The organism is Paenibacillus sp. JT22N15 (genome assembly GCF_059383755.1).
In genome coordinates this window covers 430,118-450,182 of the sequence record NZ_JBXENV010000005.1, presented here as the reverse complement: position 1 = coordinate 450,182, position 20,065 = coordinate 430,118, and the positions used below count along the sequence as shown (strand labels likewise).

Here is a 20,065-nt window from a genome sequence, read left to right as displayed (position 1 = left end):
TTTTAAAGGCTTGATCATAATGTTTCTTTGTCACTTCGTTCACCTCGAATTTGGATAGGTCTATTTTATCCGATTCTCGGTTCTACGTGTCTACTTTTTAGTCTAACAACAGTAGAGTGCATTTCAATCCACGCACTCCATACGGAGTGCGACCCGGTATAGATGTAGGATACTCGACGTCTGTAATTGATTTCAATCCACGCACTCCATACGGAGTGCGACTCGCCCATCTTCATGACACGGAGATTAGCAAGGAATTTCAATCCACGCACTCCATACGGAGTGCGACGCCGACGACCAGCCTGTCCACGTTCGCAAGCATATTTCAATCCACGCACTCCATACGGAGTGCGACCGATTGGACATCGTTCAAGGACTATCCTCATTTTATTTCAATCCACGCACTCCATACGGAGTGCGACGTAGTAGGCGCTAGCACGAAAAAAATTCTCAGAAATTTCAATCCACGCACTCCATACGGAGTGCGACGTACCAGCAGTCCCAAAGGTATTAATCATCGTCTATTTCAATCCACGCACTCCATACGGAGTGCGACGATTAGGGTAGATCGGAGTTAATCAATCACGCCTATTTCAATCCACGCACTCCATACGGAGTGCGACGCCAATGACGGCGTGGACTATGGTGCGTCAACTTGATTTCAATCCACGCACTCCATACGGAGTGCGACGTAAAACTGGCAGATCAAGACGTTAATAATATAGTTATTTCAATCCACGCACTCCATACGGAGTGCGACATTGAGATACACGTCCCCCAATTCCCTGCACTCATTTCAATCCACGCACTCCATACGGAGTGCGACCTTCCGTAACCGTGCGATTGTTGACAGTTGCCGTGTATTTCAATCCACGCACTCCATACGGAGTGCGACATAACTAAAACACTTGCCTTTGGTTGGGCTAAAGATTTCAATCCACGCACTCCATACGGAGTGCGACAGCGAAATTACATACAATTGATCCAATCATGGCATCAATTCACGATCTTTTCAAGAACAATAATGCTAAGCGTATATGATTAAAACCTTGACATTTTAGAGAGTTATTCAAATTCGACACGTATCGACATTTTCTGAGGTGCGAATCCCCTAGGGATTTCATGGGAGCTTCACATTCGCACCAAAAAATGGCTGCGATTACCTCAGCGAAAATTGTAATTCTTTTACCTAATTTTTCACCGTATCAATCGGCAAATCATATTTCCGGCAGCATGCCGCCGGAATTTCCTCAGCCAGCCACACCTCATTGCCAGCATAATAAAAAACAACCCCGAGCTCCGCGGCAAGCTGCGTATCCACTGCCAAAATCACAAGTTTGCCCCTTCGGCTGCCCGCAAGGGCTGCAAAATCCAGCCCCTCCGACAGATGGCAATACTGGCGGCCCATCGCTTGAATGCCCTCGCGCAAAATAGCCGCCACCACCGCTTCATTCGTGCCATGATACAAAACTTCCGGCGGCACCGCAGCCGGATAGCTCACCTTTTGCACGCTATGCCCATAACGGGCGCGGATGCGCCCGTCTGCAAGCTCAAAGCGCTGCTTCGAGGAGCGCTCCACAACATAGCGGATATGCGCTTCCGTCATGCTGCTCCAATCCGGCTGCCGATTAATGGCGGCCAGCAGCTCGCTAAGCAAGCAGGAGCCATCCGCTTCATCGAGCAGGATGCCGAACTTTTCGGGCGCATGCCGCAATATTTTGGTCATCATCTTGCTGAGGCTTTTTTCCCTTTTATCCGTTAACATCGCTTAAGCCCCCTTAATTGTCGCCAGCGGCTTGCATTTGGCCACAACCTCGGCAAGTCCGGCTCCAACGACACTCTCAATAATTTGATCAACATCCTTGTACGCCTGCGGCGACTCGTCGACCATCGACTCTAGCGAACGCTGGTTAAGAACAATTTCGTCCTCCATCCCTACCCGCATTGATGCGGCAAACTCTTCAACTGTAATGAGCCGTTTGCTCGCACTCCGCGAGCGGATACGACCAGCGCCATGGCAGATGGAGTGGTAATTGTCGCGTCCACCCGCCTTGCCAACCATAATGTAGGAGGAGGAGCCCATCGAGCCGGGAATGAGCGCCGGATGCCCTGTTTCCTTGTATGGCTCAGGGTTATCCGGATGCTGTGCAGGGAGCGCTCTTGTCGCCCCTTTGCGATGGACGAAATACGAATGCCCGTCATGCTCTTCCTCCCATGCATAATTGTGCATGAGATCATAGAGCGTCGACATTTCAAATTTGCTGCCAAAAACATCCTTCCCCGCCTCGCGAATCGCATAAGCGATGAGATGGCGGTTGACGACCGCATAATTCAGAGCGGAATACATCAGCTCTACATAATCTTTGCCCAGTTGATGTGCAAGCGGCGCAAACACCAGCTTGGGATCAGCGGTGCCCAGCCCTTCGGCTTTCATCATTTTAGTCATATTGCTGCTGCAATATTGGCTTACCGAGCCACCCCATGCGCGCGAGCCGGAATGAATCATGATGACGACCTGACCGTCCTTCAAGCCCCAAGCATCCGCGATTTCGCGGTTTTCCTCAGGAATTTCAATCGCCTGAATTTCAGCAAAATGATTGCCCCCGCCAAGCGTGCCGAGCTGGCGATGCGAGCGATGCCATACCCGTTCCGGGAATAAGCCCAGCGCGCCGCCATCCACATAAAAATTGCTGCTTTCCACATGCGTCAGCGAAGTCGCTTTGCGCGGTGTATAAGCATCCGGAATATATTTTTTCGGCAAGCCGTGCAATCCTTTTTTCACAACATGCTCTAAGCGAATATCTGAAAAATGGCCCCGCCCATGCTCTTCCATCGGCAAATATTTCTCAATCGCCTTCACCAGCTTGCGGCGAAGCTTCACATCCTTCAATTCATCCTTGTGCAAATTGGTCAAATGAACCCGCATGCCGCAGCCAATATCGCTGCCGACAATGGAAGGCGAGACATAGCCGTCTTCCATATTCCATACTGCAGTCGTTCCAATGCACGTACCTACGCCAACATGAACGTCAGGCGTGTAGCCCATATAAACTTGATTCGGTATTTGCAAATTGTTGTTGGCAAGCTCAAAAACTTTATAATCCAGCGCAGCAAACAGCTCCGGCCCCGCATATACATGCACCTGCCCCGATGGCAGCTTCACTTGTTGATAATAGTTGTGTAACATCAATTAAATTTCCTCGTTTCTTATGCTGCGGCTGCGCCCTGCCGCCTTGCCTGCCGCTCTATTCCGTGCCCGGTCCCCATACTTCCCGGAGTGCCGAGCGAAATAGTTCATCCAGTGCTTGATCCTGCTTCTGCCCCGAAGCTGGCGCTTGCTTTGCCACTTCCTCGTAATAGGCGATACGCCTCGCGAGAAAATCGTTAATTACGCTGATTTTCGGCTCCAAATCCAGCTCGATGCCTGCTTTCTTGCGTTCAAGCAGCGTGAGCACCTCGCGTTTAAGCGAAGAATCCGGCAGCAGCTCATGCACCAGCTCCTCAAATGACAGAGGAGGTACGGTGCCTCGCTCTTCAACCCATTGGCAGGCGAGCACCGGGCGCAGCACGTAGAAATATTTTTTAATTTTCACTTGGTCGCCCTGCAAATACTCGCGAAAGTTCCCTTTCGCCATATGCAAATAATGATAGATGCTGGAGCGCGGCGAGAAGCTCGCCGGAGCAGCCTCGCGAATTTGCTCCGCTACCGTCGTCTCCTCCATATAGTTGATTGGCGACTGCAGCCATTCCAGCAGCGGCGGATTCGATTTGCGGAATAAATTCAGCGCTTTTTTCAAATCCCAGCCGTTAATATCGAGCATGTCGCTGATTGGGCGTTCAATCACATCGCGCTGCTCAAAAATCGATAAATACCAATTTGTCTCCCGTACATAAATAAATCTTACATCGTAATCACTGTCCTTCGACGGGAAGCCCCATGCGCGGCTGCCTGACTCACAGGCATACACGATACGCACGCGTTCCTCCGCTTCTATTTTGCGCAGCTCCGCTGCTATTTTAGCTTTATAATCGCTCATCCGAAGCCCTCCTTTGTTTTTTTGGCAACAAAAAAGAAGCTACGGACATTCGAGCATCGTCCATAGCTTCTTAAGTAATTAGAGCTATTGCAAGTCAGTATAGACAGCGCACAGCTGACCTATAATCCTTCGACTTACAGCAGTTGGTTCCGCTGAGGCCGACCCGCATGGACGTTAGCTATGAAGTTGGTTTGTCGGATAATCATCATATTTACGGACATTTGTTTCGGCCTCCCTTCAAGTTATTTCGTTCATCTTACTCGCGTACCCAGCAATTGTCAACCCATTTTTAACTAATTCACGATCGATACTGTTCTATTGCAAATCATTTGATTATTTAGTACTGTTTAAATCACAGTTAAACAGTAGGATTAAACAAAGCAGGAGGAGAAAAATTGGCTAATATTCATAAAAACTTAACCGAACTAATTGGAAATACGCCGCTGCTTGAGCTTGTTAATTTTAGAAATTCACAAAACTTGCAAGCAACTGTAATCGCAAAACTGGAGTATTTAAATCCAGCTGGAAGCGTAAAGGATCGTATAGGCTTTGCCATGATTAAAGATGCCGAAGAAAAAGGTCTCATTCATAAAAACTCGGTCATTATCGAGCCAACGAGCGGCAATACCGGAATCGGGCTAGCGTTTGCCGCCGCAGCTCTTGGCTATAAGCTAATCATTACCCTTCCTGAAACGTTCAGCATTGAACGGCGAAAGCTGCTGCTTGCGCTTGGTGCCGAGTTGATTTTAACACCGGAAGCGGAAGGCATGACGGGCGCCATTAGACGGGCCGAGCAGCTTGCTGCCGAGACGCCAAATTCTTTTATCCCCCAACAGTTCAACAATCCTGCCAACCCGGAAATTCACCTAAGCACAACCGCAGAAGAAATTTGGCGCGATACGGACGGTGAAGTTGATATTTTCATCGCTGGTGTAGGAACAGGCGGTACCATATCTGGTGTAGGACGGCTCTTGAAGGAACGCAAGCCCGCTGTGCAGATCATTGCGATCGAGCCCTACGATTCGCCTGTATTGTCTGGAGGCAATCCGGGTAGACATGCTATTCAGGGACTTGGAGCCGGATTTATTCCAGACAATTTCCACAGCCAATATGTCGATGAGATTTTTAAAGTTAAAAAAGAAGATGCATTTGCAACTGCACGACTGCTTGCAAGAACCGAGGGCCTGCTGGCCGGAATCTCCTCCGGCGCCGCTGCATATGCAGCAGCACAAATTGCCAATCGGCCAAGCAATGCTGGCAAAACCATCGTCGCTTTGCTTCCAGACAGCGGAGAGCGTTATTTATCTACATCGCTATTCCCTTCTATCGATTAGTAAAAGGGCTTCACCTTATCATTCTTGCTTTGCACTCAGCAGCGAATTGAGCTGCTCCAGCATGTTGCCGCCGCTGGACAGCGAAATCGTGCCGATTTTCTCGCAAATTTTTTCCATGAACTCAAGCTCTTTGAGGCGGTACAGCGTCGTATTTTCATCCATCAGCTTCGCTGTGTTCAGCAGGCTGCGGGTAGAAGCCGTCTCCTCGCGGCGGGTGATGAGATTGGCTTGCGCCTTCTTCTCCGCAATGAGCACCGTGTTCATAATATCCTTAATATCGCCTGGCAAAATAATGTCCTTCACGCCTGCCGACAGAAACTGGACGCCGTAATCGTCGCCCTTCTCATTGAGCCGGGAAAGCACGAATGCGGCGATTTCCTGCTTCATCTTCAGCAAATCATCGAGGCGCAGCGTACCGACATATTCCCGCAAAATCAGCTGCAGCACAATGTACACCTGATCTTCAAACGATTTAATCATCAGCACTTTAATCGGATCGGTGATTTTGTATTGGCAGACGAAGTTAAGCCGCAGCGTTACCTTGTCCTCCGTCATCATTTCCTGTCCCGTCAAATCAAGCTGCTGCTGGCGCAAATCCGTCTTGCGGACGAGCACCGTCGTCGGGCCATTCCAGAAATAATATTTGCCCGGCGCCAGCTCCCGCTGCATCACATTGTTATAAAACAGTGCCGCTGTCTCATAATTCGCGACCTCCACGCACTGGTAGTAGCCATTAAGCTTAGACATAATCGCGAGATTAATGTCCTTGCCGATCTCAGGCTGGCGAATATCCGCATGAACGAACGTATGCTTTTTCAGCACATTCCAGAAAATATGCTTGCCTGCCGTCAACAAGGAATTAAATTTCCCATCTACATAATGCAGCACATATTCAAAATCCTGCACCTCAACGATAGTAAGCTGGGCGAGCAGCTCCTGATCATGCAGAAACATATCGGCATCCTTGCCCGTAACTTGAAAACGCTTCGTCACATTCAGTACAGTCGCCGTTTCCTCGCGCCATGCGGACAACCGGTATTTGCCTGGCTGCAAAAGCTTGATATATCCGCCTTTACGGAACAGAAGCGCGCGCTCATCATCCTGTATAATCAATGGATTTTTAAATTTAGTCGTCATATAAGCCACCTCATTCAGGTTAGTTAAACGTTAGATTGATTGATTGATTTGTCATTTGAGTCGTTGTGATTCTTACAATCAGGAATGCTTCCTGCGGTTAAAGCGGAATCAGGCTTAAGAGCATCATCAAGCGCAGCAATCTGCGCGGTGCTCTGCGAAGCATAGCGGCCGTGTTCAACTTCAACAGGCCGATCCTTCGCTTTGCTAACCGCAAAATTTACCCGCTTTCCCTGCTCGGTATCCACCGATTGCATAGCCGTGCCGCAGCGCCGCCGTAAAGGCCGGCATGAGCATTCCTGCTGCAAGAGTCTCTCATTTTTTTGCTCCTTGAAAGGGAGTTTTGATGTGTGTGCTATAGCGTAGCTACAGCTGCTCCAATGCTCCGTATCAAAACGGTTGGGATTCGAACCCGATTCTAAAGCTGGTGGGGCCCAAGCTTCATGCGCTTTGCAGCACACAAGCGCACAGTGTACGCCCGTACTGCTGGATCATACTGAAATCCATGCCATGGCAAGCCATAAGCTATGCAGCCCAATCTATTATTGAAGTTATCTTAAATAGCAAAGTTAAGGAGCTGCGAGGAAATTAGCGGTACTTTATTTCGTCGCAGTCTCTAAGTGCCTTTAATGGCAGCCATCGGCTGGCATTTGGCAACGACAGCGGCAAGCGAAGCGCCGACCACACTATCGATAATTTGATCCACATCCTTGTAAGCCTGCGGACATTCATCGAGAATATCCTTCAATGAGCGGTGGTTGACCAAAATTTCATCGTCGCTCCCGACACGCAGCGATTGCTCAAATTGATCGACGGTGACGAGTTCCTTCGTCGCCCGTCTCGATCTGGCGCGCCCCGCCCCATGGCAGATGGAATAGAAGTTTTTCACCCCTTCATCCTTGCCGACCATAATATAGGATGCCGTTCCCATCGAGCCTGGAATAAGGGCAGGATGCCCCGTCTCCTTATAAGCAGGCGTATTTAAAAAATGGTTCGGCGGCAGCGCACGCGTCGCACCCTTCCGATGAACGAGCATCGGCTGCTTGCGGTGAAACTCCTTGAGCGCGTAATTATGCATCAGATCATAAAGCACAGGCAGCTGCATCTCCGGGCCAAAAACATCCCGGAACGCTTGCTGGACGCCAAACGCAATCATATGGCGATTGCTGACGGCGAAATTCAGCGCCGAATACATGAGATTCAAATACATTTGTCCCTCGCGGCTTTCAATCGGTGCATACACCAGATTTGGATCAGGGTTGCTAATTCCCCACTGGTACATCGCTTCTTTGATGACCTTGTTATATTCACGGCCAACGGCAGCGCCCCAGGAGCGCGAGCCGGAATGGATCATGACGACGACCTGGCCGTCGAACAAGCCCCATTTTTCCGCCAATTCGCCGTATTCGTCGTTGATGTCCAAATATTGAATTTCAATAAAATGGTTGCCGTTGCCGAGCGATCCCAACTGCCCATGGGCATTACGCATAATACGGGGCGGCAAATGCTCCAGCGCAGCATGGTCGAAGGCGAATGCCGCTTGCTCGACATGCGTCAGCCATTGCTCATTAGGCACATACTGGGCCGGAAGCCCTTTTAGCCCGTGCTGCACAACGCTCATAATATCGATATCCGCGTAATTTGTATTCGTCCGCTCGTGGGTTGGCACGTATTGTTCAATCGCTCTAATTAGTGCGCGGCGCACCTCTTTATCCTGAATATCGCGCTTATGCAGCGGCGTTGTATGCACCCTCATGCCGCAGCCGATATCCGATCCCACAATCGACGGCGAGATAAAGCCATCCTTCATATTCCAGACGGCCGTCGTTCCAATGCACGTTCCTACTCCAATATGCGCATCCGGCGTATAACCCATATATTGATTGCGCGGAATGCGCAAATTGTTGTCAGCCATTTGATATACATTAGGCTCAAGTGATGCAAACACTTCATCATTTGCGTATACATGCAGCTTTCCGTTTGGAAGGCTGAGCTCGCGGTGATTGGTTCCTTTAAGCTGAATCGTCTTCTGCAGTACTTGTTTTGTCATGTCATTCATTGTGTTGGCCATTGCTGTTCCTCCTTCATTCTGCCCTGCGTCACTGACGCTCCGTAGCCGCTCTTATGGATCTGATTTTGCCTTAAAAATCCCCCCTCGAACATGGCGAAAGTATTACGACCAGGAAAAATATAACTTTTTTCACGCCTATGGTCTTTTTTGACAACGCTACTAATCCTTCATAGAATAAAACAATAGAAAGCGAGAGTAAGCTGGAAGGCAGGGGACCACCGTTGGCTAAAGAAAGTTTCGATAAAGAGATTCAGTTTCTGCGCATGCTTGTGTTAACAAGCGGAGCCTATAATCGGCAGCAATTCGCAGATCGACTCGGCATCTCCATTCATACATTTGATAAAACGATTAAAAAGCTCAAGGAAATTGTAAACGCCGTCTACCAGCAGCTTCCTGAGGAACAGGGCAAGGAATTTGCAGAGACCGTTCGTTATAGCTATTTTGATTCCGCCGATCCTATGCTGCTCTTTCTATTCCGCGCCAAGTCGCTGAAGGAAACCGAGAGCAAGCGTATTTCCCTGCTGCTGGAGACGCTGCAAAGCGGCAGTGCCATGACCGCCATGGAGCTGATGGACGCTTGCTGCGGCAATATGCCCGCTGAGCTGGCGCCACCGGATGAGAAAACGGTGCGCAGCGATCTGAAATATTTGGAAGAGGTCGGCGTCATCCGCAAAGAACCGGGGCCTCGCCCGTACCGCTACAGGCTGGCAAACGAGCTGGTGCAGGAGCTGACGGAGGAGGAGCTGCTGGATTTATACGATTTTGCCGACGTCATGGCAAATACGCATGTTCCATCCGTGCAGGGCTACATGCTGCGCGACAGCTTGAAAAAACATTTGCAGCGCACGCAGGAGGACAACGTCACGCTGGACGCTTTTTTATATAAATATCACTTTTACTCCCGCCTGCTGGATGAAGCTCATTTATTCAGCCTGCTGGCCGCCATTCGCCAGCGCCGGAAGGTGAAATTTCTTTATTTTTCACCGAAAAAAGAAACCAGCTATGCCTCTCGCAACACGAACCCTTTGTTCGAGCGCGATACAACGGGCAAGGAAGAGGTCGCCATTCCGATTAAAGTCGTATATGACCACCAGTATGGACGCTGGTATTTGCTCGGCTTTCGTTCAGACAAAGTGATTGTGAAATACAGGATGGAGGGCATGACGCAAATTGAGGAGGGCGAGGCTGTGCCGCAGGAGCAATTTGAGCAGCATTTGGCACAGCTCGAAGCGCGCACGGCGCAAAGCTGGCTCATTGATACGGGAAGAACCGTTACGGTGCGTGCCCGTTTCTTTCACCCTGTAGGGGCACCGCACAACTTCATTAAGGAACGCGTGTTGCTGCAAGGCCAGTGGGGACGCATTATCGAGGAGGCTGGCGTAGATTCCTTCATATATGAAATCGAAGTGAACGGCACGTTCGAAATCAGGCCTTGGCTGCGCAGCTTCGGTTCAAGCTGCGAGGTGCTGGAGCCTCTCCGTTTGCGCAATGAGATGATTGACGAATGGAAGGAGATTGCTGGTTACTATGAATCCGTTTGAGAAAATATTCAACTATCAGCTCATGTCCCGCCTTGAAGACTCCGGCACCTTTATGGTGACGGGGAATGAACGAAGCTGGCTCAAGGCGATGCTGCAGCATCCTGAAGCGGTGCAGGCTTTTGCGCCCGGAACACTCGCGAAGCTTGAAAGCCTGCTTGAGCAGGACAGCGTTATGGAAACAGCCGGTCCGCTCATTCAGAAAGCCGCCAGCAAAGAGCTGCAAGTGTACCACCCGCTGCTGCGCCAGCTTAGACGCTCAATTATGCATCGCAACCAAATCAAGCTGAGCTACATGATCAAAAACGGCAGACAGCACGAACAACAAGCCGGCGTGCCCTATAAGCTGGAATATTCCATGGTGAAAAAAGAATGGTATTTGCTCTGGTATCACCAGCGCCACAGGACATTAATGAGCACGAAGCTGCAAACGATTCTCGCCATTCAAGATATGCCTTGTGAGCCTGAGCGTTATGTACAGCTTTCCGCCTCTATTGAGGCGCTGCTCACTAAGCGCAGCACGAGTGCAGTCATTCAGGTTATGGAAACGTATAATGCGGAGCTGTCGCGAATTTTGTACGCTTTTTCCTGCTTTGAGAAGGTTGTGTCCTACGATGACCAGCTCAACCGTTATACGATTAAGCTGACGTTTCCAAGTAATGAAGCAGAATATGTTTTGTCAAAAATCCGCTTCCTCGGCAAGCGAATTAAAGTGACCGAAGGCGATTATTTGCAGCGCCGCATGCGTGAGGCATCGTCCCTTGCGCTCGCAAGATATGGAGCGTCGCCAGATCAGTAAGCACTCCAAATCGTTCGATTGGTTCAAAAAACGGATTAGATGTCCCTCTCTTTACCAAGTAATGTATAGCCTTCGGGTAAAAAGAGACGTATAATAATGGAAACCCTGATTTCATCATATTTCCAAGCTTAGGAGGAACCATCCTTGAACGACTATAACAATGGGCATAATTATCAAAACCATGCGCCATTCCAGCCACCAGTGCAGAAGACGAACGGTGCTGCAATTGCCGCGCTCGTGTGCGGCATTACATCCTTCATCCCGTTCATCGGTATACTATTAGGCATTGTCGCTGTCGTAATGGGCATCGTTTCGCTTAACCAAATTCCAAAAACGCGAGAGCAAGGACGCGGCATGGCGATAGCCGGCCTCATTTGCGGAGCTATTAGCCTATTCCTCAGCTTGCTGGTGTTTTTACTTTTTATAATTGGCATCATGAGCTACGAGGACAGCATGTATAACTATGGCTGGAACGAAGGCTACTACAATGCCTCGATCCAGCTTGTCAACGCACTGAACTTGTAGAAGCTGTTCCACGTCTAACTTTTTCCTACACAAATAAGCGCCAACATACCGTGCAGCATGGCTGCCCGCTCGTATGTTGGCGCTTTTTGTTAATGGGACTATACTTCCCGCATAAAATCCTCCAGGTTTTTGTCTGCCTTCGACTGGTTGCACATATGGCAAGCGCAAACACAATTGTCCGGCGTCGTATGGCCGCCCTTGGCGCGCGGAAGCATATGGTCGATCGTATCGCCATACTGCTTGCAGAAAAAGCAAGTATAATTATCCCGCGTTAAAATATATTTACGAAAATCTTTATTGCTGAATAGCCTGCGAATCGTCCGGCGATTCACGACAACGGCGGCATGCTCGTTAACGAGTATAACGGCCAGCTCTAGTTCAATTTCCTGATACCACTGCCTGCCCTTGTCGGTTTTGCCTCTCATCCATACCGTGCCTTGCCCGGAAGGACGCAAATAGGCAGGGTCCGTCGGCGAATGATTAGACGGCTTCGGCAAAGGACGCTGCTTCGGCGAGCGGGCAGCCGTCTTCGCCCGCGGCGCCTTCTTCTCCGGCTTGCGAACGACGCCTGGCCTGCTAACTGCGCCGGCTTCCTGCACCACTGCCGCCACTGCTGAATCCGTTCCTGGCGGCTGGGCGGCTGCTCTCGGGGCAGCTGCGCTGGCTTTCGCCGCTTCCCTGCCGCCCGTTTCCTTCGCCGCTTGCTCAGCTGCGGCGGCTACTGCCGCTGCGGCCTTCGCCCGCCTTCTTCTCCCGCCGCGCTTCCGGCGGGACTTCTTCTGGACGCCAGCAGCCGCCGCTTCCAGCCTAGACTCATCCGCGGCGCCTGCTTGTACAACTGGCGCCTCCACAACAGCTGCTGGCGCGGCCTGCGAGCTCGCCCGTTCTTTCCTGCAGGAGCGGCAGGCGCCGCGCCGCGAGTCAGGGCCCGAGCGCCGGCCGGTACGGCGCAAAAAATCGCCAAGCGGCTTGTCTTCGTTACAGTACGCGCACTGCTTAATCGGCGTTTGTATGATTTCTGCCATTGGTATTGAACGGGCCTGGCAAGCATGAGCCTGCGTACCCGTTATTGTCACCTCAAATTTTTATAGATATGTTTGTTCCCTGTTATTCTAAGCAGAGTTACAGCTTCATCCGATAAATAGGCTTATTTTCGAGCCCGCGAATAAAGGGTGTCCACGGTTCCGTGTCCGGCGTCGTGTCCAGCGCATCCTCGACCATTTGCAGCTTGGCATCCATGGCATCAATATGATGCAGCGCGACCGCTTCTGCTGTCTGAGGCTGCACCGGGCTGCCCCATTCACCCAAATTGTGATGGGAGAGCACCAAATGCTGCAGACCGAGCACCTTTTCCGACTCCAGATCAATGTCGCAGCGAATAGCCGCTTCCGTAATCCAGTTGGATGCGAGCGAAATATGCCCCATCAGCTTGCCAGACAGGCTGTATTCGGATACGATCCCTAGCTGGGCAACCATCTCCTCCGGCTTCGCAATATCATGCAGCACAATGCCTGCCTTGATTAAATCGGCATTCAAGAATGGACGCTGCTTGCAAATAAAAGCGCCTATTTCCAGCATCCGTACAATATGATAAGCAAGACCGGCAAAATAAGCGTGATGATGCGTTTTCGCAGCCGGATAATGCATCAGTCTGTCCTCGACCTTATCAACGCAATACGTGACGATGGTTCTAATTTCCTGATCAGCAATGCTCTCCGTTACCTGTTTAATCGTATGCACGAGATCGACTGGACGAACCGGCGCCGAGCGGATGAAATCCGTCAGCGCTACCCCGTCCTCTTCCGTAACCTTGCGCATGCGCGAAATTTTTATTTGCAGCTTCTCCCGGTATGTATGAGCGTTGCCTTGGATTTTTACCAATCCCATTGGGAAAAAGGTTTCCTTATCCGCACTCGATACGTCCCAATATTTAGCGGAAAGCTGGCCGCTGGCATCGCATAATACGATGTCAAAATAATCTTTCGGCGTTGCCCCGTTCGTCTGCTTCACTTCCAGCTCTCTAAGCAAATAAAATCCGGTAAAATCGTCTCCGCTCACCAGTTGGTTAATCAATGTCATTATGCCCTGTCCCCGCTTTCCCTTTGACCAAACATCGCCTCAATTTTTTGATTTAAAACGTCCAGCAGCGGAAAGCTGCCTTCATGGCCAAGGCTGTCCGCCACCGCCTTGTAATACCATTCCTGCTGCTCCCTGCCGCGGTTGAAGCGTTCCCATACCTTCTCGCCCTCCCGCTCATAAGCGGCAAGCGTCGAGCCCATATTATGCAGCTTATCTGCGCAGGCTACCGTCTTGATGTCTAGCGGCGCCTTTTTCAAATAATCCAGTTTATATTGCTTGCGCTCTTCCCAAGACAAGGATTTGTCGGGCTCCGTACAGCCGACGACAATTCGCGTCACTTCCGGGCCAAAAAGCTCCAGCAGCGCTTCCTCCGTCGCCTCCGTATCTTCGAGCGTATCATGCAAAATGCCCGCAGCCACCCACTCCGCTTGGCAACCCGCCTCCATTAATATCATACCCACACCGAACGGATGTGAAATATAAGGAATATTTGACCCTTTGCGAAGCTGATTCCCATGCAGCACCGCTGCATAATCAATTGCTTTTTGAATCAGGCTCATGAATGTACACCTCCAGGTTCAAGATCGTCCTGCTTTTATCTATAGATGCATCGTGATTTCACGCAAGCTGCTTTTGATTTTTTATGTTTGAAAAGCCGGAGTTATTCAGATAAATTCCCTACAACTTTAGTCTAGCATCTTCCTGTATATGCAAACAAGCACGCGTTTAGGCCTGAACCAAAAAATCCGTCAATAAAACAGCGTTTTCATGGCATAAACGAAAAAAAACCTCCGAACCCGCTACTTACAGTAGGGTTGGAGGTTTCTATGCTGCATTTAAACGTTTATTACTGTGCTGGCTTTACCCCTTGCTCTTCTAGAGATTGGTCACCAGTCTCTCCTTCAAGCTGCTCGTTATGTTCCTTAATAAATTGATGCGCATTGTACAGCATCGCTGTGGATTCAGCACGGTTTAAAATTTGCTGTGGATGGAATTCGCCTTTATCATCCAATGCAGTAAGCTTGTATAGCAAAGCGCGCTGAATGGTGCCTTGATATTCAGTCGTAATGTCGCTCTCGTCCGAAATGACGACATACATTTTGATCAGCGGGTATTGTCCGGTCTTTTCCAGCGCCTGCACGAGGTAATGCGTGAACTGCTCGCGTGTCATTGGGGCATTCGGGTCAATATCAGCTGGAATGTCGAGTTCGTTGTAGTGCGCGATGATGAAGCTGTCCGCGTACCAGGCATTATTTTTCACATTGCTAAAAATGCCTTCTGCTTCTGGAGCTTTATTAAATGAAATGGCGGCAAGGCTAATTTGCGTCGTCTTTACAATAAGCGAAATACCTTGTGCATTTGTTAAGTTTTCTTCCGGCTGGAACAGCGATTGCGATACGCCATTTACAATTCCGAGCCCTTGAAGCGTCTCAATTTGCGCCTTTTGCGGGGAGGTTGCGATATCCGTAAATGAACTTGCTGCGAAAGCCTGACCTGTCAGCGCTACCGATAGAGCTACGGCAGCAGAAATAGATGCTGTTGCGATACGTTTCTTCATTAGAATCAATCTCCTTTAGTTGTTGAACGCGTTCTATTCCTATAAACGATGCCTGTTTCAAAAAGGTTGCAGCCTCTTCCTTTCGCTTTGAGCCATTATCCCCTTAGCTCAGAAACAGCTCGCCGCTTGCAGCACAAGCAGCGCAAACCATCCAAAACGCCTAAACGCCATCTGAAATAAAGCTCTGATTAGATAGTGATACGTTAACAAAAACCCACATCGTCCCACCCTTTTCTGAGCTAAGGGGATAACCGGCAAAAGAGAAATTTACCGCTGCCCCTAAGAATGGACAATTGAAACTTTAGGCAGGCTGCTTCGTATAAATTGAAAGGGCATACATTTTTTGCTCAAAGCCCTTAACAATCGGTTTTGAATAACCGATAAATGGGAGAGACTGAGAAGATGGACTAGCGGCTCACCGATTGATCTATTTTCAAGATAGTTATGATACATAATCGTTATTTAAGTTTCCATGTCGTTCTGTACTATAATGAAGTCATATGCTAGTTCTGATTCCGTCCATAAACTTACAAAATTCAAAGACGGAGGTATCTGTCGAAAATGTCGATTGGCAATGAAACTAACCCAAACCCGTGGGAAGGCTATTATGGCCCCAACTATGGGTACATCCAAGAACAATATGAGCTATTTAAACAAAACCCTGAAACCGTAACATCTGAATACCGCGATTTATTTGCTCGCTTTGGCGAGCCGCCTGCTTATGCAGGTCAAACTGCCGCTGCACCTCAAACGGTGGGCGCTGCTTCAATCGATGCGAAAACGCTTCAAAATTTGGTCGCTGCCGGCAAGCTTGTATGGAACATTCGCGCTTTCGGTCATTTGGCGGCTGATATTGATCCGCTCGATATCGGACCTAAATCAAATACGAAGATGCTAAGCCCGGAAACGTATGGCATCACTCAGACGGATCTGCTGGCTCTGCCTGCCGAGCTCGTATGGACGAATGCCCCTTCCGATGTTGCTAATGCATGGGAAGCCATCCAGAAGCTGCTTAAAGCTTACACAGGTACGCTTGCTTTCGAATTCAGCCATGTGCATGATGAAGCGGAGCGCGCTTGGCTCAAGAAGCGCGTTGAGCGCGAGCTGCCTTCTGCCGCACTCAACAAGGAAGAACGCAAGAAGCTGCTCGTCAAGCTATTCGAAGCAGAGCAATTTGAAGATTTTCTGCAGCGCACCTTCGTCGGTCAAAAACGGTTTTCCGTTGAAGGCAACGACGTGCTTGTAGCCATAGTCGATGAATTGGTTCACGAGCTGTCCAATGACGGTGTGAGCCAAATTGCGATGGGCATGGCACACCGTGGGCGCCTTAATATTTTGGCGCATGTACTGGGCAAGCCATATACCAAAATTTTCTCCGAGTTCTACAATTCGCCGAACAAGAAGCTTATTCCGTCCGAAGGCTCGATCGGCATCAACTACGGCTGGACTGGCGATGTGAAGTACCACTTGGGCGCCAATCGTTCGTTCAAGACTGGCGAAACGGTTGAAACTCGCATTACGCTTGCGAACAACCCGAGCCATCTTGAATTCGTCAACCCGGTTGTCGGCGGCTTTGCTCGTGCAGCACAGGATGATCGCAGCAAGCCTGGTTATCCGGTAACGAACCTGGACACAGCTGCTTCTATTGTTATGCATGGTGATGCAGCATTCCCTGGCGAAGGCATCGTAGCGGAAACCTTGAATATCGCTCAGCTGAGAGGCTATACCAGCGGCGGTACGCTTCATGTGATCGTCAACAACCGCATTGGATTTACTACAGAAAGCCATGATTCCCGTTCGACGCAATACGCAAGCGATGTGGCTAAAGGCTATGAAATTCCAATCGTGCACGTTAATGCTGATGATCCTGAAGCTTGTATTTTTGCAGCGCGGATGGCCAGCGAATACCGTACTCTTTTCAAGAAGGATTTCCTAGTTGACCTGATTGGCTACCGTAAATATGGACACAATGAGACGGATGATCCGGAAACGACTCAACCTCTTATCTATAAGAAAGTACGGGCTCACGCAACGGTAAGCAAAATCTACTCTGATAGACTGATTGCAGCTGGCGCTATTACAGAGGCTGAAGTAGCGGAGCTTAAGCAAGGCGTCGTAGACCGCCTGAAATCTGCTTATGACGAAGTGAAGGCACGTGATGGCCAAGAGCCTGTTCATCAGACACAAGGACTGCAAGGAGAAAAGGATAACACGACTTCCGTTTCCCCTGTATCCATTGAAACCTTGCAATCGATTAATACCGAGCTGCTTCGTTTCCCTGAAAGCTTCACTGTATATCCGAAGCTGCAGAAGATTTTGGAGCGCCGCACAAATGCATTGAACGAAGGCGAGAAGCTTGATTGGGGCCATGCGGAGACGCTTGCCTTTGCTACGATTCTCGCTGACGGCAAGCCGATCAGACTTAGCGGCCAAGATGTCGAGCGCGCTACATTTGCTCACCGCAATCTCGTGCTGCATGATGCTGAAACAGGCGAAACGTTCTGCCCGCTGCACCAAATGCCGCAGGCGAAAGCATCGTTCGCCATCCATAACAGCCCGCTTTCCGAAGCTGCTGTTCTAGGCTTTGAATATGGCTATAACGTACACGCGCCGGAAACGATGGTTATTTGGGAAGCGCAATATGGCGATTTCACCAACGTCGCGCAAGTGCTTATTGACCAGTTCATTTCCGCAGGCCGTTCGAAATGGTCGCAAAAATCCAGCATCGTTATGCTGCTGCCGCATGGCTATGAAGGTCAAGGACCTGAGCATTCCAGTGCGCGTCTGGAGCGTTTCCTGCAGCTGTCAGGCGAAGAAAACTGGACGGTTGCCAACTTGACGAGCGCTGCGCAGTATTATCATATTTTGCGCCGCCAAGCTTCCATTACGGAAAGCGAAGCTGCACGTCCGTTGATTATTATGGCTCCTAAGAGCTTGATTCGTAACCCGCGCGTCGCTTCCAGCGCTTCCGAGCTTAGCAATGGCTCGTTCAAGCTGGTCGTTGAGCAGCCGAGCCTCGGCAGCAAGCCGGAGCGCGTAGAGCGCCTGATTTTGTGCACAGGCAAGATTGCAATCGATCTGGAAGATGCAATCGAGAAGGAGCAAGGGAAAGACCTGGATTGGCTGCACATTATTCGTGTCGAGCAGTTGTATCCTTTCCCTGAGAAGGAAATTGCTGAAATTATCGCCCGCTTCCCTCAACTGAAGGAAATTGTGTGGGTTCAAGAAGAGCCGAAAAACATGGGCTCGTGGCATTATGCCGATCCGCGCATCCGTGCGATTGCGCCAGAAGGTACAAGCGTAAGCTACATTGGACGCCCAGAGCGTTCCAGCACAGCGAGCGGCTTCCAGCAAGTACACGCTTTTGAGCAGCAGCATATTATTTTGCAAACATTGAAACATAGTCCGTCATTGACATACAACTCAGGGAGGTAGCCACTGTGCAACAAATTATAGTACCCGCAATGGGAGAATCGATTACGGAAGGCACGATTTCCAAGTGGATTGTTAAGGTAGGAGATTCGGTTAAGCAAGGCGATGTGCTGCTGGAGCTTGAGACAGATAAAGTCAACATCGAGATCAGCGCCGAGCAGGATGGCACGATTCAAGAGATTACACGCAGCGAAGGCGATACCGTTCAAATCGGCGAAGCTATTGGCTCCATTGCAGCAGGCGGAGCGGCTCCGTCCGCCCCTGCAGCTGAGCCAGCGAAAGCAGCTCCTGCTGTTGAAGCGGCTGCTCCAGCGCAAGCGGCACCTATTGCGCCTCCTGTAGCAGAAGCAGACAGCAAAGGCGGTCAAGTTGCCGCTTCCCCTGCTGCAAGAAAGCTTGCAAGAGAAAAAGGAATCGACCTGACGCAGGTTCAATCCCGCGATCCGCTTAGCCGCGTTAGCTCCGATGATGTTCGCTCGCACGGCACTCAGCCGGCAGCGCCGCAAGCACCGGCTGCTCCTGCTGCTAAAGCGCCAGCTGCACCTAAATTCCAATCGGCTAAGCCTTACGAGCGCAAAAAAATGTCGCGTCGCCGGGCAACGATTGCGAATCGCCTGGTTGAAGCTCAAAGAACAGCAGCTATGCTGACAACGTTCAATGAAGTGGATATGACCGCAATTATGGACATCCGTAAACGCCGGAAACAATCGTTCTTGGACAAGCATGAGGTTGGTCTTGGTTTTATGTCCTTCTTCACGAAAGCTGTCGTTGGCGCACTGAAAGAATTCCCGCTGCTAAACGCTGAAATTGAAGGCGAAGATATTATTGTGAAGCAGTTCTACGATATCGGTATTGCCGTATCAGCTAAGGAAGGTCTTGTTGTTCCGGTTGTCCGTGATGCAGACCGCCTGAGCTTCGCTGAGATCGAACGCTCGATCGTTGACCTTGCTGGCAAAGCCCGTACGAACTCGCTCGGATTGTCTGATCTGCAAGGCGGTACATTCACAATTACGAATGGTGGCACGTTCGGCTCGCTGCTGTCCACGCCAATCATTAATGCACCGCAAGTTGGTATTCTGGGCATGCACAAAATCCAGCTTCGTCCAGTTGCGATCGACGCTGAGCGCTCCGAGAACCGTCCAATGATGTACATTGCCCTTTCCTACGATCATCGCATCGTAGACGGCGCTGAAGCGGTACGCTTCCTCGTTAAAGTGAAAGCCATGCTTGAAGACCCAGAAACGCTTCTGCTTGAAGGTTAATAAGCAGAAGCGGTGAATGAATAAAGGAAAACACGCATAACCCCCATGACCTTAAAGGTCCTGGGGGTTATTTTTTACTTACAAAAAATAACTAATGAATGCGTAATCATTCATTTCCCTTCTCATTTTAGCCTGGAATTGAATGAGAAGTTTCTCATCTATTTTTAACAATTGGTATCAAAACACCATTAAATCTAGTTTTATGGTCTCAGAGGAAATTACTCTCAATTTTAATTGTGGTATTGTATAGCTATAAACATATGAATAGACAAGCTATCAACCCAGAGAAGAGAGGC

General features: G+C 49.9%; 16 protein-coding genes and 1 CRISPR repeat array. Of the genes, 6 read left to right on the top strand and 10 right to left on the bottom strand.

The genetic code is table 11. From position 1 onward, the window contains the following. Positions 1-120: 120 nt before the first annotated feature. Positions 121-962: direct repeats of the CRISPR family, unit length 33 nt; unit sequence ATTTCAATCCACGCACTCCATACGGAGTGCGAC. 227 nt (positions 963-1,189) lie between these two features. The 3 genes from AC50X8_RS12830 to AC50X8_RS12820 are packed head-to-tail and all read right to left on the bottom strand — an operon-like array spanning position 1,190 to position 4,037. Further along, positions 1,190-1,765, bottom strand: coding sequence for an RNA 2'-phosphotransferase (locus AC50X8_RS12830; protein ID WP_056039686.1), 576 nt, complete (start codon positions 1,763-1,765; stop codon positions 1,190-1,192). A 3-nt stretch (positions 1,766-1,768) separates the two neighbouring features. Continuing rightward, on the bottom strand, positions 1,769-3,187 hold the full coding sequence (locus AC50X8_RS12825; protein ID WP_494880003.1) for an RtcB family protein: 1,419 nt from the start codon (positions 3,185-3,187) through the stop codon (positions 1,769-1,771). A gap of 58 nt (positions 3,188-3,245) precedes the next feature. Beyond that, positions 3,246-4,037, bottom strand: a complete 792-nt coding sequence (locus AC50X8_RS12820) for a nucleotidyltransferase domain-containing protein (RefSeq protein ID WP_494879994.1) — start codon at positions 4,035-4,037, stop codon at positions 3,246-3,248. 395 nt (positions 4,038-4,432) lie between these two features. On the opposite strand from AC50X8_RS12820, the gene cysK reads away from it, so the two are divergent. Next, positions 4,433-5,371 carry a cysteine synthase A gene (gene cysK / locus AC50X8_RS12815; protein WP_056039682.1) on the top strand — a complete coding sequence of 313 codons (939 nt, stop codon included), beginning with the start codon at positions 4,433-4,435 and terminating at the stop codon, positions 5,369-5,371. A gap of 18 nt (positions 5,372-5,389) precedes the next feature. On the opposite strand, the gene AC50X8_RS12810 is transcribed toward cysK, so the two are convergent. The 3 genes from AC50X8_RS12810 to AC50X8_RS12800 all read right to left on the bottom strand — a co-directional run bounded on the left by AC50X8_RS12810 (position 5,390) and on the right by AC50X8_RS12800 (position 8,576). After that, positions 5,390-6,508, bottom strand: a complete 1,119-nt coding sequence (locus AC50X8_RS12810; protein ID WP_056039679.1) for a slipin family protein — start codon at positions 6,506-6,508, stop codon at positions 5,390-5,392. Positions 6,509-6,531: 23 nt separating this feature from the next. Beyond that, a complete protein-coding gene (locus AC50X8_RS12805) occupies positions 6,532-6,753 on the bottom strand; it encodes a hypothetical protein (protein WP_494879993.1) in 222 nt (73 codons plus the stop codon). A 368-nt stretch (positions 6,754-7,121) separates the two neighbouring features. Next, positions 7,122-8,576 carry an RtcB family protein gene (locus AC50X8_RS12800; RefSeq protein ID WP_494879992.1) on the bottom strand — a complete coding sequence of 485 codons (1,455 nt, stop codon included), beginning with the start codon at positions 8,574-8,576 and terminating at the stop codon, positions 7,122-7,124. A gap of 221 nt (positions 8,577-8,797) precedes the next feature. Between AC50X8_RS12800 and AC50X8_RS12795 the strand changes: the two genes are divergently transcribed. The 3 genes from AC50X8_RS12795 (at position 8,798) to AC50X8_RS12785 (ending at position 11,438) form a co-directional block, all read left to right on the top strand. Further along, on the top strand, positions 8,798-10,117 hold the full coding sequence (locus tag AC50X8_RS12795; RefSeq protein WP_494879991.1) for a WYL domain-containing protein: 1,320 nt from the start codon (positions 8,798-8,800) through the stop codon (positions 10,115-10,117). Beyond that, a complete protein-coding gene (locus AC50X8_RS12790; protein ID WP_056039671.1) occupies positions 10,104-10,913 on the top strand; it encodes a WYL domain-containing protein in 810 nt (269 codons plus the stop codon). The genes AC50X8_RS12795 and AC50X8_RS12790 overlap by 14 nt, the downstream gene beginning before the upstream one ends. A gap of 144 nt (positions 10,914-11,057) precedes the next feature. Further along, positions 11,058-11,438: a DUF4190 domain-containing protein gene (locus AC50X8_RS12785; protein WP_494864084.1), complete on the top strand. Its 381-nt coding sequence runs from the start codon at positions 11,058-11,060 to the stop codon at positions 11,436-11,438. Between the two features lie 98 nt (positions 11,439-11,536). Here the strand turns inward: AC50X8_RS12785 and AC50X8_RS12780 are convergent, their stop codons facing one another. From AC50X8_RS12780 to AC50X8_RS12765, 4 genes are all read right to left on the bottom strand, one after another. Further along, a complete protein-coding gene (locus AC50X8_RS12780; RefSeq protein WP_494864085.1) occupies positions 11,537-12,463 on the bottom strand; it encodes an HNH endonuclease in 927 nt (308 codons plus the stop codon). 97 nt (positions 12,464-12,560) lie between these two features. After that, complete coding sequence (locus tag AC50X8_RS12775; RefSeq protein ID WP_056039667.1) at positions 12,561-13,517, bottom strand: 3'-5' exoribonuclease YhaM family protein; 957 nt, start codon at positions 13,515-13,517, stop codon at positions 12,561-12,563. After that, entirely contained in the window at positions 13,517-14,077 is a 561-nt protein-coding gene (locus AC50X8_RS12770) for an HD domain-containing protein (RefSeq protein ID WP_056039663.1), read from the bottom strand. Before AC50X8_RS12770 ends, AC50X8_RS12775 begins: the two co-directional genes overlap by 1 nt. Before the next feature lie 287 nt (positions 14,078-14,364). Continuing rightward, the gene (locus tag AC50X8_RS12765) at positions 14,365-15,075 is read right to left on the bottom strand and encodes an S-layer homology domain-containing protein (RefSeq protein WP_056039660.1); all 711 of its coding nucleotides are present in this window, start codon (positions 15,073-15,075) and stop codon (positions 14,365-14,367) included. 561 nt (positions 15,076-15,636) lie between these two features. On the opposite strand from AC50X8_RS12765, the gene AC50X8_RS12760 reads away from it, so the two are divergent. Together AC50X8_RS12760 and odhB are read left to right on the top strand one after the other, a co-directional pair. Next, positions 15,637-18,510: a 2-oxoglutarate dehydrogenase E1 component gene (locus AC50X8_RS12760; RefSeq protein ID WP_494879990.1), complete on the top strand. Its 2,874-nt coding sequence runs from the start codon at positions 15,637-15,639 to the stop codon at positions 18,508-18,510. Positions 18,511-18,515: 5 nt separating this feature from the next. Further along, positions 18,516-19,769: a 2-oxoglutarate dehydrogenase complex dihydrolipoyllysine-residue succinyltransferase gene (gene odhB / locus AC50X8_RS12755; protein WP_473762035.1), complete on the top strand. Its 1,254-nt coding sequence runs from the start codon at positions 18,516-18,518 to the stop codon at positions 19,767-19,769. Positions 19,770-20,065 lie beyond the last annotated feature (296 nt).

Excerpts from the sequence above, each read along its gene's own strand:
- AC50X8_RS12790 (WP_056039671.1), top strand. The coding sequence starts at position 10,104 with ATGAATCCGTTTGAGAAAATATTCAACTATCAGCTCATGTCCCGCCTT.
- AC50X8_RS12760 (WP_494879990.1), top strand. The coding sequence starts at position 15,637 with ATGTCGATTGGCAATGAAACTAACCCAAACCCGTGGGAAGGCTATTAT.
- AC50X8_RS12820 (WP_494879994.1), bottom strand. The coding sequence starts at position 4,037 with ATGAGCGATTATAAAGCTAAAATAGCAGCGGAGCTGCGCAAAATAGAA.
- AC50X8_RS12800 (WP_494879992.1), bottom strand. The coding sequence starts at position 8,576 with ATGGCCAACACAATGAATGACATGACAAAACAAGTACTGCAGAAGACG.
- AC50X8_RS12810 (WP_056039679.1), bottom strand. The coding sequence starts at position 6,508 with ATGACGACTAAATTTAAAAATCCATTGATTATACAGGATGATGAGCGC.
- AC50X8_RS12765 (WP_056039660.1), bottom strand. The coding sequence starts at position 15,075 with ATGAAGAAACGTATCGCAACAGCATCTATTTCTGCTGCCGTAGCTCTA.
- AC50X8_RS12780 (WP_494864085.1), bottom strand. The coding sequence starts at position 12,463 with ATGGCAGAAATCATACAAACGCCGATTAAGCAGTGCGCGTACTGTAAC.
- AC50X8_RS12830 (WP_056039686.1), bottom strand. The coding sequence starts at position 1,765 with ATGTTAACGGATAAAAGGGAAAAAAGCCTCAGCAAGATGATGACCAAA.
- AC50X8_RS12770 (WP_056039663.1), bottom strand. The coding sequence starts at position 14,077 with ATGAGCCTGATTCAAAAAGCAATTGATTATGCAGCGGTGCTGCATGGG.
- AC50X8_RS12825 (WP_494880003.1), bottom strand. The coding sequence starts at position 3,187 with ATGTTACACAACTATTATCAACAAGTGAAGCTGCCATCGGGGCAGGTG.
- AC50X8_RS12775 (WP_056039667.1), bottom strand. The coding sequence starts at position 13,517 with ATGACATTGATTAACCAACTGGTGAGCGGAGACGATTTTACCGGATTT.